This is a genomic window from Rufibacter psychrotolerans (assembly GCF_016924645.1).
GTDB classification, from domain to species: domain Bacteria; phylum Bacteroidota; class Bacteroidia; order Cytophagales; family Hymenobacteraceae; genus Nibribacter; species Nibribacter psychrotolerans.
Genome location: NZ_JAFFJV010000011.1, coordinates 219,960 through 234,136 on the forward strand (window position 1 = coordinate 219,960; position 14,177 = coordinate 234,136).

9 protein-coding genes and 1 tRNA gene are annotated in these 14,177 nt (G+C 52.6%); 7 read left to right on the forward strand and 3 right to left on the reverse strand.

The features are described 5' to 3' along the window. Nucleotides 1-23: 23 nt before the first annotated feature. Nucleotides 24-2,624 (reverse strand): ATP-dependent Clp protease ATP-binding subunit, encoded by a 2,601-nt coding sequence (locus JT718_RS11910; RefSeq protein ID WP_205502921.1) that lies wholly within the window; start codon nt 2,622-2,624, stop codon nt 24-26. A 99-nt stretch (nt 2,625-2,723) separates the two neighbouring features. Continuing rightward, complete coding sequence (locus JT718_RS11915) at nt 2,724-3,341, reverse strand: WbqC family protein (protein WP_205502922.1); 618 nt, start codon at nt 3,339-3,341, stop codon at nt 2,724-2,726. A gap of 369 nt (nt 3,342-3,710) precedes the next feature. Here JT718_RS11915 and JT718_RS11920 point away from each other — a divergent pair, with 369 nt between their 5' ends. Together JT718_RS11920 and JT718_RS11925 are read left to right on the forward strand one after the other, a co-directional pair. Beyond that, entirely contained in the window at nt 3,711-4,724 is a 1,014-nt protein-coding gene (locus JT718_RS11920; protein WP_205502923.1) for an LLM class flavin-dependent oxidoreductase, read from the forward strand. Nucleotides 4,725-4,927: 203 nt separating this feature from the next. Beyond that, nucleotides 4,928-5,875, forward strand: coding sequence for a lysophospholipid acyltransferase family protein (locus JT718_RS11925; RefSeq protein WP_205502924.1), 948 nt, complete (start codon nt 4,928-4,930; stop codon nt 5,873-5,875). Between the two features lie 167 nt (nt 5,876-6,042). On the opposite strand, the gene JT718_RS11930 is transcribed toward JT718_RS11925, so the two are convergent. Next, entirely contained in the window at nt 6,043-6,672 is a 630-nt protein-coding gene (locus tag JT718_RS11930; protein ID WP_205502925.1) for an L-threonylcarbamoyladenylate synthase, read from the reverse strand. A 309-nt stretch (nt 6,673-6,981) separates the two neighbouring features. On the opposite strand from JT718_RS11930, the gene mltG reads away from it, so the two are divergent. From mltG to JT718_RS11955, 5 genes are all read left to right on the forward strand, one after another. Then, nucleotides 6,982-8,073, forward strand: coding sequence for an endolytic transglycosylase MltG (gene mltG, locus JT718_RS11935; RefSeq protein WP_205502926.1), 1,092 nt, complete (start codon nt 6,982-6,984; stop codon nt 8,071-8,073). Between the two features lie 239 nt (nt 8,074-8,312). After that, entirely contained in the window at nt 8,313-8,726 is a 414-nt protein-coding gene (locus JT718_RS11940) for an acyl-CoA thioesterase (protein WP_205502927.1), read from the forward strand. Then, on the forward strand, nt 8,723-9,682 hold the full coding sequence (locus JT718_RS11945; protein ID WP_205502928.1) for a YihY/virulence factor BrkB family protein: 960 nt from the start codon (nt 8,723-8,725) through the stop codon (nt 9,680-9,682). Before JT718_RS11940 ends, JT718_RS11945 begins: the two co-directional genes overlap by 4 nt. Nucleotides 9,683-9,819: 137 nt before the next feature. Further along, a tRNA-Ser gene (locus tag JT718_RS11950) sits at nt 9,820-9,904 on the forward strand. Between the two features lie 1,033 nt (nt 9,905-10,937). Beyond that, nucleotides 10,938-14,018 (forward strand): beta-L-arabinofuranosidase domain-containing protein, encoded by a 3,081-nt coding sequence (locus JT718_RS11955; protein WP_240337052.1) that lies wholly within the window; start codon nt 10,938-10,940, stop codon nt 14,016-14,018. The last annotated feature ends 159 nt before the right edge of the window (nt 14,019-14,177 follow it).

A 14,177-nucleotide genomic window follows, 5' to 3' on the forward strand; every position in this document is an offset into this window, starting at 1 on the left:
GCCTTTCAGTATTGGCAGGTATATTACTCTTTGGATTTATCTGCGGCCGGAGTTTCCTCTTCTGAGGAAGTCTCGTCTGGCAGGTCGTCTGAGGTGTCCCGGCTTACCCCATCGCTCTTGCGGTGGGTGAAGGTGAGCTCTTCCTTGCCCTCTTCGTAGTCAATCACAATGGTGTCTCCGTGGGCCAGTTCGGCTTTCAGGATTTCCTCCGCGATTGGGTCTTCCATGTACTTGGTGATGGCCCGGTTCAGCGGACGGGCACCATACTTAGAATCGTATCCTTTCTCGGCCACAAAGTCTTTGGCCTTATCGGTGATCTCAATGGTGTAGCCCAGTGTCTTGATACGGGTCAACAGCTTGGCAAGCGAGATATCAATGATTTTGTGGATATCTTCTTTGGCCAGTGAGTTGAACACGATCACGTCATCCAAGCGGTTCAGGAACTCAGGAGAGAACGTTTTCTTCAAGGCAGAAGCAATGGTGCCTTTCATGATGTCGTCCATGTTCTCCTGGCGGGTTTTGGTAGCGAAACCAACCCCAGCCCCGAAGTCCTGCAGGTCACGGGCCCCAATGTTGGAGGTCATGATGATGATGGTGTTCCGGAAGTCCACCTTACGGCCCAAACCATCGGTCAGCACACCGTCATCCAGCACTTGCAGGAGCAGGTTGTACACGTCTGGGTGCGCTTTCTCAATCTCATCCAACAGGACCACAGAGTAAGGCTTACGGCGGATCTTCTCAGTCAGCTGACCACCTTCTTCGTAACCCACGTATCCGGGAGGCGCTCCCACTAAGCGAGATACGCTGAATTTCTCCATGTACTCACTCATGTCAATACGTACCAGGGCGTCTTCCTTGTCAAACAGGTAGGTAGCCAGCACTTTGGCCAACTCAGTTTTACCAACCCCTGTAGGACCTAAGAATACGAACGAACCGATAGGGCGTTTTGGATCTTTCAGGCCAACGCGGGTCCGCTGGATGGCTTTCACCAACTGAGTGATCGCTTTTTCCTGTCCAATCACTTTGCCTTTCAGCTCTTCGCCCATCTTGAGCAGCTTTTGGCTCTCGTTCTGGGCCACGCGGCTTACCGGAATACCGGTCATCATGGCGATTACCTCGGCCACGTTCTCTTCCTTCACGGCATAGCGCTTCTTCTTGGTTTCTTCTTCCCAAGATTTCTTAGCGGCGTCTAATTGGTCAAGAAGTTTCTTCTCTTTGTCACGCAGTTGAGCCGCCTCTTCGTATTTCTGGCTTTTCACCACGCGGTTCTTCTCATCCTTGATGTTCTCAATCTGCTGCTCCAGTTTCAGGATATCATCTGGCACCACAATGTTGTTGATGTGTACGCGGGCACCGGCCTCATCCAGAATGTCAATCGCCTTGTCTGGCAAGAAACGGTCGCTCATGTAGCGGTCACTCAACTTCACACAGGCCTCAATGGCTTTGTCTGAGTAGGTTACATGGTGGTGATCCTGATACTTATCTTTGATGTTGTGCAGAATCTCAATGGTTTCCTCTGGCGTGGTAGGATCTACCATCACAATCTGGAAACGACGGGCCAAAGCACCATCTTTCTCGATGTACTGACGGTACTCATCCAACGTAGTCGCGCCAATGCATTGGATCTCACCGCGCGCCAACGCAGGCTTGAACATGTTAGAGGCATCCAGCGAACCGGAGGCTCCACCAGCGCCCACAATGGTGTGCAGCTCATCAATGAACAGGATCACGTCAGGAGATTTCTCCAGCTCGTTCATCACGGCTTTCATGCGCTCTTCAAATTGGCCGCGGTATTTAGTACCGGCCACCAAAGAGGCCAGGTCTAAGGTTACCACACGCTTGCCGAACAGCACACGGGATACTTTCTTCTGGATGATGCGCAGGGCGAGGCCTTCGGCAATTGCCGTTTTACCTACCCCGGGTTCACCAATCAGGATGGGGTTATTTTTCTTACGGCGGCTCAGCACCTGGGCCACGCGCTCAATCTCTTTCTCACGGCCCACAATAGGGTCCAATTTGCCTTCCTCGGCTAACTTGGTGAGATCACGACCGAAGTTGTCCAGCACCGGAGTGCGGGATTTCTCAGTGCCCTTCTTGGCGGCAGCGCCCGCGCCTCCTTTGGAAGAGGAGCCGAAGAGTTTGTCGTTATCGTCGTTATCGTCGGTATCTGAGGAGGCGAGGGGGTTGTTAGCATGGTAATCTAACGAATCCCGGATGGCTTCATAGTTCACGTTGAATTTGGCTAAGGTTTGCGATGAAATATTATCCTCATCCCGCAAAATAGACAGCAACAGGTGCTCTGTACCTATAATGTCTGACTTGAAGATTTTGGCCTCCAGGTACGTTATTTTCAGGACCTTCTCCGTCTGCTTGGTAAGCGGAATGCTACCGGTAATATTGGTATTAGGGCTGGCGGTATTCTTGGTGGCCTGCTCAAGTGCGTACTTAAGTTCCTCCATGGGTACCCCCAGCTTTTTAAGCAAGTTAATGGCGGTTCCTTCCCCTTCGCGGATCATTCCCAGAAGCAAATGCTCGGTGCCGATGTAGTCGTGCCCCAAACGGATGGCTTCCTCGCGACTCAGAGAGATCACCTCTTTTACTCTATTTGAGAATTTGGCTTCCATGTAGTCTAGTCTAGTAATTTGTTGTTGTGCGTAAGCTGCAACTGGTTGTTGCCTAGGCTTCTGCTATATTATGGTAAACAAGCTGAGTGGGGCAAATGTTCAACAGAAAGCCGCTGAGTTCTGTAGGTAAATAGATGCCTCTGGGCCAAGGTTAAACAACAAGTCCAGTATACTCAGGTTTGATGCAAATTGTTTGCCAAACACTTGTCGGTAGGGGCTAAGACGCAAATTGTCAGGCTCCTTTTTTGGGTGAAGCGCGTTGCGCCAATCCAACACCGGCTCCTCATAGGTTTTTACATACGTCTGAGTATAGCCTATGGGTTTGTTTAACTTCAGGAATTTATTGAAAAGTTTGAATAAATCTAGGCTCAGCTCAAAAAGGTGCGCGGGCCGGCGGTCATACACGGCTTTGAGGTAGTCTGCGTAGAACTCAAAGAAGGGCGCGTTGCCGTACGCGCTCTGGATGGTGCGCCAGTGGATGTCGGTCCAGCGCTGGCTGTAATCTATCTCCAGCTCGGTGATCAGGGTTTTGCTGTTGCCCTTCACCACCGGGATGGAGAGCGGCACCACCCCCTGGGCCGTGAGGATGTGGCAGCGGTTGCGGTAGCTCTGTTTCTGGTAATGTTCATGGGCCTCCAACAGCAGTTCCTGGGCCCTGAAAGCCTGCTGAAAGTATAAAATACAGGGGTTGTACTGCAGTTCAGTTAATAAATGCATGAAAAAGTGCTATGGAACAGGTGCAAGTAAAGAAGTTTTCCAGGACTTGCAATTTTTAGGGAGCGCGGCAGGGGCTTTCGTTCAGGAAAGTGCCAGAGCTTTGCTGCCGGCTGCTCCCGGTGCAGGGCCCAAAAGTGGAGGAGTATCTGCCTCGCGCCCAACGCGCAGCCGCTCCCATAAGTAACGTAGCCAGGGCCGTTTTGGTGCCTATTTCCCAAAATCAGGGGCAAAACAGGAAACGCGGTATCCTGGAAGATACGGGCCCGGTGCGGCCGCGCAGAACTTTATGCCTTTACTTTGGCCTTTTATAAGCGCGCTCGTAAAGAGAGTGTACTGCCCAGCCAGGGCGAAACAAATTAGAGCAGAACCATGAGTAAAAAGAAGTTAGAAGATATAAGCGTTTCGGTGCTGGACCTGGTGCCCATCCAGGAGGGAAAAACCGCCGCCGATGCCATCAAGAACGCCGTTGACCTGGCGCAACACGTGGAAAAATGGGGATACCGGCGGTTCTGGATGGCCGAGCACCACAACTTTCCGGGCATCGCCAGTTCGGCTACCGCCGTCCTGATTGGGCACATCGCCCGGGAAACCTCCACCATCAGGGTGGGTTCTGGCGGCATCATGCTGCCCAACCACGCGCCGCTGGTAGTGGCCGAGCAGTTCGGGACCTTGGCCACGCTGTTCCCCGGGCGCATTGACCTGGGGCTGGGCCGGGCACCGGGTACAGACGGCCTCACCGCCATGGCCCTGCGCCGTGACCAGCACCAGTCGGTAGATGAGTTTCCGCAGAACGTGGTGGAAGTGTACAACTACCTGGGCGACCCCGACCCAGCGGCGAAAGTGCGGGCCGTGCCGGGCGAGGGAACCTACGTGCCCATCTGGATACTAGGCTCCAGCACCTTTGGCGCACAGCTGGCCGGTATCTTAGGCATGCCGTACGCGTTTGCCAGCCACTTTGCGCCCGCCATGCTGCACAGTGCCATACAGGTGTACCGCGACAGCTTCAAGCCGGTGGGCAACCTGAAGGAACCTTACGTGATGGCCGGCGTGAACGTAGTGGCCGCCGACACCCAGGAAGAAGCCGCTTACCTGGCCACTACCATGTACCGTTCCTTCCTGGGGGTGATCAGGGGGACCGCGGGTTTGATGCAGCCGCCCGTGGAAAGCATGGATGGCCTCTGGGATGCCTCTGAGCAGTACGCGGTGCAGAACATGCTGCGCTGCTCGTTTGTGGGCAACCCCGAGACCGTGAAAGAAGGTTTGCAGCGGTTTGTGGACCAGACCCAGGTAGACGAGGTGATTGTGACCAGCAGCATCTATGACCATGCCGCTCGCCTGCATTCCTATGAGCTCATCTCCGGTTTCTTCAAGAAGCCCAACTAATCCGCAGGACAACTCCAGAAAGCCGCCCCAGGCGGGAAAGTAGCTCAATGCCACTTTCCCGCTTGGGGCGGCTTTTCTTTTGGGTAGAACGGACTTGCGCGCAGGCGCCGAAGGCCAGACTCAGACTGCCGGAATTTGCGTTTGCGTGTTACCTTTGTGGCGGCAGAGCGGGAATTTCCTGTTTTCGGCCGGTTTCTCTGAAAATGCAACAAAATCAATCTACTGCCTCCGCCACCCGCCCAGCGCTTACCGCCGGTCAGCTGCCCTTGTGGTGGTTGCTGAAGGGCATCTCGCTTTTGCCGTTCCCGGTGCTGTATGCTTTTTCCACGTGTTTGTATGGGATTATGTACCACGTGGTGGGCTACCGCAAGAAAGTGGTGCGGCAGAACCTGCAACGCTCTTTCCCCGGCAAAAGCGCCGCCGAGCTGAAGCAGATTGAAAAGCAGTTCTTCCTGAACTTAACCGACCTCATTGTAGAATGCCTGAAACTGATTTCGCTCTCGCCTACGGATTTGCGAAAGAGAGTGACCTCAGTTGGAAGTGAGAAGGTAATTCAAATGCTTGCCAGCGGAAGGCCGGTCATGATTTTAGGGGCGCATTTGGGCAATTGGGAATACATGTCTGCTGCCGGAAACAGCATTTTCGCATTTCCTATTGACGGCGTGTACAAACCGCTGGCCAGTTCCTTTTTTGAGGAGTTCATGAAGTTTATGCGAGGCCGGTTCGGGATCAACCTGGTTCGCATGAAAGACACCTTGCGCCATATTATCAGGCACAGAAATCAGCAACGAATCCTGACCCTGTTATCAGACCAAGTTCCGCCCTACGGTGAAATTCAGTACTGGACTACTTTCCTGCACCAGGACACTCCCTTTTATGTGGGAGCTGAGAAACTGAGAACATCCTTTAACTTCCCTACTTTTTTCGTTGGCATGCGCCACCTCAGGCGCGGGTATTACCAGATTGAGTTTCAGGAGTTGCTGCCCGCCCCATCAGAGGAAGTACAGGAAGAGGGCCACCCGCTCACCGATGCCTTCGCCCGTAGGCTGGAGCAGTGGGTTGAAGCTCACCCCGCCGAGTACCTGTGGTCGCACAAACGCTGGAAACACAAGCGGCCGCAGCCCGAGGCAGCGGCTAGTCCTGAGGCTTGAGTGCTGAGTTCAGAGTTGGGTCCAAATTCGATGCTTCATCATAACAACGAAGCCCTACCAGTACTTGGCAGGGCTTCGTTGTTTTTGAGCGCTTCTTGGGAAATCAGCCTAAAAATAACTTAGGCTTCTTTTGACTCAAGACTCAGCACTCAAGACTCAGGACTAAATCACAGGTAATCCTCAATGATGCCGGCTCCCTGGCGGAAGACCTCAAACGCATCGTTCTCGCAGTTGACTACGGTAGAGGCCACGTTGTTGCCGTAGCCGCCGTCAATGACCAGGTCTACCAGGTTGCGGTATTTCTCATAGATCAGCTCGGGGTCGGTGGTGTACTCAACTACTTCGTCCTCGTCGTGGATGGAGGTAGACACAATGGGGTTGCCCAGTTCCCGCACAATGGCCAGGGGAATGTTGTTGTCCGGAATCCGGATGCCCACGGTTTCTTTGCGCTTGCCCCCAATCTTGGGCACCTTGCTGCTGGCCTCCAGCACAAACGTGAACGGCCCCGGCAAGGCCTTCTTCATCACCTTGTAGGTCTGTGTGGAGATCTTGGCGTAGTCTGAGATGTGGGTAAGGTCATGGCAGATAAACGACAGATGGGCTTTGGCCGGGTTAAGGCCCCTGATCTGACAAAGGCGCTCCACCGCGCGGGCGTTGTGCAGGTCGCAGCCCAAGCCGTAGATGGTGTCGGTGGGGTAGATGACCAGTCCGCCTTTTTTGAGGATGTCCACTGCCTGGGCAATTCCTTTGCCTTGTGGGTTGTCTGGGTGAATCCGGAGCAAGGTAGCTTGTGCCATGGTTAATGTGCTAATGAGTAAATGTGCTGATGTGCTAATTTAGGATGCGGCTTGTAATCCGCTAACGGGTTTTGTGAATCAGTTAACCTATAAATGAATTCCAACTTTAAAAAGTAGTTTCTTGTCACGTTTCAGTGCATACGCTTAAACCCAGAATTCCGTTTTTAAGTCGGTTTGCAGAAAACTGCCTTAAAACATAAGGCCGGACCTCAGTTGTTTGGAACCTCAGCGGGTAGGGGATCTTAAAGCACCAATTAGCACATCAGCACATTTCCCCATTAGCACATTAAATTTGTACCTTTGCCTACTATGTCAGAACAAAACATACCCGTTACGCCCGGTCCCAGAAGGTCGGCGCGTAAACCTCGTAAAACCAGCAAGTGGACGTACGTCTTAGTGGTGTTCATGTTCCTGTTTGTGTGCTTCTCTTACTACGCCTACCAGATTGTGTACACCGCCAACGTAGAGAACAAAGGGGAGCCGGTTTATGTGCTCATCCCCAAAGGGGCCACCTATGAGCAGGCCATGGACTCCATTGATGCCAAGAAAGTGATCATTGACCGGCTCTCGTTCCGGTTCATGGCCAAGCTGATGGATTACCCCGAGCTGGTGAAACCCGGCCGCTACGAGCTCAAAGACGGCATGACCAATTACCGGCTCATTGCCAAGCTGCGGTCCGGCGACCAGGACCCCGTGAAGCTGACCTATACCAACGTGCGCCTCAAGAAAGACCTGGCCCAGAAACTGAGCACCTTTATTGACTCCTCGCCCGCCGAGATTGATTCGCTGCTCAACAGCCCCGCGTTCACGCAGAAGCTGGGCTTTGACACCACCACCATCCTGGCCATGTTCATCCCCAACACCTATGAGCTGTACTGGACCACCCCGGCCCCGGAGATGATGGAGCGCATGAAGAAGGAATACGACAACTTCTGGACCAAGGAGCGCGAGGCCAAGGCCAAAGACCTGGGCCTGAGCAAGGTGGAGGTGTCGGTGCTGGCCTCCATTGTGCAGGCCGAGCAGAGCGTGCACGCCGATGAGCGGCCCCGCATTGCCGGCGTGTACCTGAACCGCCTGGAGCGCGGCATGGCCCTGGAGGCCGACCCCACCGTGGTGTACGCCGTGGGCGATTTCAGCATCCGCCGGGTTCTGCTCAAGCACCTGCGCACGCCCTCGCCCTACAACACGTACCTGAACAAAGGCCTGCCGCCGGGGCCCATCAACCTGCCGTCTATTTCCTCTATCAACGCGGTGCTGAACCCTGAGCGGCACGAGTACCTGTACTTCTGCGCCAAGGAAGACTTTTCGGGGTACCACGCCTTTGCCGTGACCATGGCCGAGCACAAACGGAACGCCCAGCGTTTCCACGCCGCCATGAACCAACGCAACATCATGAAATAACCTGCCCGTTTAGGAGCTGATTTTGGAAAATCGGCTCCTAAACGCTTTTCAGGAACCCGGCTTTTGGGGCCCGGTCCTGGAGCTAGCCGGCGGCAGGGCAGGGGCAGAAAGGCCCGGAGCATCTGACCCATTCCTCCGGCAGCGTCCGGCCTAGCCGGCCAACGGGGCTTCTGTTTTGGGCGGGTTTTCCAGGAAACAGGCTTAAAACAGGTCCGCAACCTACTTAAACGACTAGAACTGTGTTTACATCTGACGTGCAGATACGCGTGCGCTACGCCGAGACCGATCAAATGGGCTACGTGTACTACGGCAACTACGGCGCCTACTATGAAGTGGCCCGCACCGAGACGTTCCGGAAGCTGGGCATCAACTACAAGGTGATGGAGCAGGAGGGCGTCATGATGCCGGTGCTGGAGCTGCGCTGCAAGTACATCAGGCCCGCCCGCTATGACGACCTGCTTACCGTGAAGCTTTTCCTGAAGAACAAGCCCCACGGGGCCCGCATCAAGTTTGAGTACGAGGTGTACAATGAGGAGCAGGTGCTGCTGAACGTGGGCGAAACCATTATGGTGTTTGTGGACATGAAGACCGGCCGGCCCACGGGCATACCGCACTACATCCATGACCAGCTAGATCCTTACTTTACCGCATGAACGTGTACGAGCGCCTGGCAGAGCACCGGTGGTACCGGAAACTGATTGTCTTCCTGAAGCGGCTGCGCTTTGGCGAGGGCCAGGTATCGGTGTACCATGTGCTCAAGGTCATGCTGGATGAGCTGAAAATGGACTCGCTCACCAAGCGGTCCTCGTACATGGCCTTCAACTTCACGCTGGCCATTTTCCCGTCCATCATCTTTTTGTTCACACTCATTCCGTACATTCCGGTGGGCCACCTGGACCAGGACATTCTCACGCTCCTGAGCGACGTGATGCCACCCGAGATCTACACTGCCGCGGTTGATACTATTGAGGATATTGTGAACAAACCCCGGGGCGGCTTGTTGTCGTTCGGTTTTCTCTTCGCGCTGGTGCTGTCTACCAACGGCATCATGAGCCTCATGGACGCCTTTGACAAGAAGTACAAGACGTTCCGCCGCCGCACCTACCTGCGCAAGCGCATCATTGCTACGCTGCTCACCGTTGCCCTGGCCCTTATTCTGTTCCTGGCCATCGGAGCCATTTTCTTCGGTACCTACATCCTGGATGCCCTGGTGTTCTATGAGATTGTGACCGAGTCATTCACCTACGGGCTCATCGTGTCGGTGAAGTATGTGGCGGTGGTGTTGCTGTTCTTCCTGGCCACCTCCATGATTTACTACTACGTGCCGGCCGTGCATGACAAGTGGCCGTTTGTGAGCGCGGGGTCGGTGGTGGCCACGGTGCTCATCTTTCTGGTTTCCTGGCTGTTTTCGCTGTATCTGGGCAAATTTGACTCGTACAACAAGTTCTACGGCTCCATTGGCGCCCTCATTGGTCTGATGGTGTGGCTGGACTTTGTGTGCATGATCCTGATTGTGGGGTTTGAGGTGAACATCAGCATTGATGCCCTTACCAAGCGCCTGGAGAAGGGCAAAGGGGACCTGGCCCCTAAAAAAGGCCGAAAGATTTAGAAAAAACTCACGGATGTTTCTTGTTGAGAATCACCTGTTTTGGGGTTGTTTTTGCTTTTTCGGCACAAAAATGTGCAGAAATTTACGGCACCCCTCTTGACAGGTACCGTTTCATCCCTTACTTTTGTATCACATTTAGAGAGATGGCAGAGTGGTCGATTGCGGCGGTCTTGAAAACCGTTGACCTTTGCGGGTCCGGGGGTTCGAATCCCTCTCTCTCTGCGAGTAAATAGAAAAAGCCCTGTAGCGAAAGTTGCAGGGCTTTTTTGTTTTTGGTTCGGGCATATATCGGATACTATTAGGTGCGAATCTAATTCCAGTTCCTCTTTGCATGAGCTTAACACAAGCTCATGGCTAGGCAGTTTTAGATCTATGAAGCAAATAATAGGTCTTATTTGACATCATTGATGTTCAACTCCCTCTTTGTCCACACATAATACTATAGAAGGCCTGCAAGACATAGCCTTACAGGCTTTTTCTTATAGCGTACCCTCATGCTTACTAGTTCTGCATACTCGCGGAAGTTCTTCAGTTACATATACTGATGTTAAGGTGCGTAATTTTCTGAGCATCTTCCCTTTTCACGCAACATAGGGAGATGCCCCGATAGTCTGTATCTAATAGTGGGGGTTTATTAACCCAATAGAAACGTACTGAATAAGACCTGGTAGACCGGTTATCAGCAGGCTATGTATGGTTGGCCACGCTAATGCAGAAAGGGCAGGAGGTGTAATCCCAACCAAAATTGGGCCTGGCCAAGCTTGCTGCATACATATATGAATGAGGAGCCCATTCCACTTATACACCTTGGCACCGGCTATACTCGGCATGATCAAGATATACCTGACCCGGGTGAACCAGTCGGGGCCCTGCCAAGCTAAACTGACGGCAAAGAAGCAGGCAGAAGTTGCCTTAAGGGCCGAACAGCAGAACAATGGGGCAAAACATAACTTTTGCTTTGAGTTTGGACGTTTGTTAATATACTATAATTATCGGCTAAAATAAGCGTATAGAAACCTAAGGGTTCTTGATAGCTTTATAAAAATTATCAACCACTGCGTTCCCCATTAAAAATGCAGTGGTTACCAGAAACTTATTCCTTTCTTTTTGTATGGTGTTATGCGGCTCTCAGTAGGGTTAAACCGCAATGGCACTAACCCTTAGGTGAGTAGGGGTAGTCATAAAGATGCTAGTTCAAAGCCTTTTTATCTTTTTCCCTTCTCTCCGTGTTTGGTTTAAAAAACATGATTTATCTATGAGAATGTACAAAGTACTCATGCGCATTTCCCTGTTCGTCTCTGTCTTGAGCCAGGGAGTTTGCACCGCGCAGGCCCAGAATGGAGACCAGATATTAGATGGTATTGGTGAAACGGGTATGATTGCCCGCTATGTGTTCAACGGAGATATCAAAGACTGGTCCCGGAATAATTTACACGGCAAGATTCAGGGTGCAGAGGCAGCATTTGTCAATGATAACCGCTTTGGCAAGGTCTTGTCGCTTTCTGGTGACAAAAATTCTTTTGTTGTCCTCCCAGGTGAAGCCTTGACAGACCTGGAATCCCTCAGTATCTCTGGTTGGCTATTCTTGCGTTCCACGGAGCTGGGCCAACGTTTTTTCGATTTCGGAAAAGATGCCAGCAAACATTTCTATGCGGCTCCTGTTGGCACAAATGCCCAGAAAGGCTTCCAGGCGTTGATTACCGCAGAAAAAGGCAATAAGAAAGGAGCGGTTTCTCCGGCCATTGAAGCCAATAAGTGGGTGCATCTTGCCATTGTGATAGACATTCCTTCCAAATCTATGGTCACCTATGCCGATGGCAAACCAGTGGGCGAATCAAAGGACATCCCACGGGAGTTGACCGAGGTATTTGGCCAGCAAGCAGGAGAAAAAAAGCTTTATATCGGTAAATCAATACTGCCGGGAGATCCCAACCTGAATGCCCTGGTACATGATTTCCGGATTTACCGCATTCCCCTGAGCGGTAGACAGGTGGCTACCATCTATCACAATGCCCGGCGCGGCCGCGGCCTCAATGAAGGGCTGGTAAATACCACGGGTAAGAAAGTGGAAGACGACCTGCCTAGCTTCCCCCCCACTGAGGCAAGGCTCTATAACAAGTATCTGGTTCAGGTATCTGATGTAGAGGTAGAAACAGAAGTAGGAGATTTGCCCAGATTGCCTAGCCACGTGCAAGGAACTTACAACAGCGAAATGCAGGGGAAAGGTCCCAAAGTACGGGTACTTTGGCCTGCCCCTAATGACAACAGCCCCGTTCTTCAGCCCGGCCGCTACACCATTACAGGTCGGGTTGCCGGTACAAATTTTCAGCCGAAGGCAGTTGTCACGGTCAAAGCGTCAAACAAGACTACCAAGCCAGAGTTAAAGCTGGCCGCCTTTGAGTTAGGCAAGGTTTCCCTCAAGAACGATGCGCAGGGCCAGAAAACCCAGTTTGTTGAGAACCGCGACAAGTTTATCAACACCTTAGCTAAAACCGAACCTAACTCCTTTCTCTATATGTTCCGCCATGCTTTTGGCCAGAAACAACCGGAGGGGGCAAAGCCACTAGGTGTTTGGGACAGCCAGGAAACAAAATTAAGGGGACATGCCACCGGCCATTACCTCACGGCAATCGCCCAGGCCTATGCCGGCACAGGGTATGACAAGGCCCTTCAGGCTAATTTCTCCAAAAAAATGGAGGACATGGTAAACACCCTCTATGAGTTATCCTTACTATCCGGCCAGCCGAAAGAAGCAGGAGGTCCACATGTGTCTGACCCATCAGCGGTGCCGCACGGCCCGGGCAAAACCACGTTTGATTCAGACCTGAGTGACGCGGGCATCCGCACCGATTATTGGAACTGGGGAGTGGGGTACATCAGCGCCTATCCGCCGGACCAGTTTATCATGCTGGAAAACGGAGCCAAGTACGGCGGACAGAAGAACCAGGTCTGGGCACCGTATTATACCCTGCACAAGATACTGGCCGGCTTGATGGATGTGTACGAAGTGAGCGGCAATAAAAAAGCCCTTACCGTCGCCTCTGGCATGGGAGATTGGGTGCACGCCCGCCTGACCAAAGTACCTACGGATACGCTCATCAAAATGTGGAACACCTACATTGCCGGTGAGTTTGGCGGCATGAATGAGGCCATGGCCCGTATGTATCGCCTCACCGGCAAACCCAACCACCTGAAAACAGCGCAATTATTTGACAATATCAGAGTGTTCTTCGGTGACCCGGCCCACTCACACGGCTTGGCCAAGAACGTAGATCTTTTCCGCGGGCTGCATGCCAACCAGCACATACCACAAGTTGTCGGGAGTATAGAGACGTACCGGGCCACCAATAATCCGGAGTATTACAAAATAGCTGATAACTTCTGGTATAAGATGGTTAATGATTACATGTACAGCATTGGCGGAGTGGCCGGTGCCCGTAATCCCAACAATGCAGAGTGTTTTGTTGCCCAACCGGGAACCCTGTATGAAAACGGCTTCGCGGCCGGAGGGCAGAACGAAACCTGCGCCACGTACAATCTGCTTAAATTGACCAGTGACCTATTTCTTTTTGACCAGCGCGCAGAGTTCATGGACTACTACGAGCGTGCCTTGTACAACCATATTCTGGCTTCTGTGGCGGAGAACAGCCCCGCCAATACCTATCACGTACCGCTCAGACCTGGGTCTATCAAGCAATTTGGCAACCCTAACATGACCGGCTTTACGTGTTGCAACGGTACTGCCATAGAGAGCAGCACCAAACTGCAGAACTCCATCTACTTCAAAAGCAAGGATAACCAGGCGCTTTATGTCAACCTCTTTGTGCCTTCTACCCTGGAATGGACAGAACGCAAAGTAACCGTAGAGCAGACCACCAACTTTCCAAAAGAAGACCATACCCGCCTGACCATAAAGGGCAGCGGAAAATTTGATGTCAATGTGCGGGTGCCAGGCTGGGCTACCAAGGGGTTCTTTGTGAAGATCAACGGCAAAGAGCAAAAGCTGGAAGCCACCCCGGGCAGTTACGTGAAACTAAGCCGCAAATGGAAGAACGGCGATGTGGTTGAGTTGAGAATGCCTTTCCAATTCCACCTGGACCCGGTAATGGACCAGCCCAACATTGCCAGTCTGTTTTACGGACCAATCCTGCTGGCCGCGCAGGAGCCCGAAGCAAGGAAAGAATGGCGCAAGGTAACCCTGGATGCCGCAGACTTGGGCAAGTCCATCAAAGGTGATCCTCAGCAATTACAATTCACCATTGATGATGTGGTGTTCAAACCCTTCTATGATACATACGGGCGTCATTCTGTTTACCTGGATGTTACATTGAAATAGGCCTAAAACGTCAATGCGAGTGGAGTCGTTGCTTACCACGGAGCGATAGCTCCATTCGCATTGCGAGGCCTCCTGATGCCTTGAACTTGAGGCATCCTTTTTAAGCTAATCTGCACACCCGGTTGCAGAAACAGCAGGCAGGTCCTTGCCATCACAGGC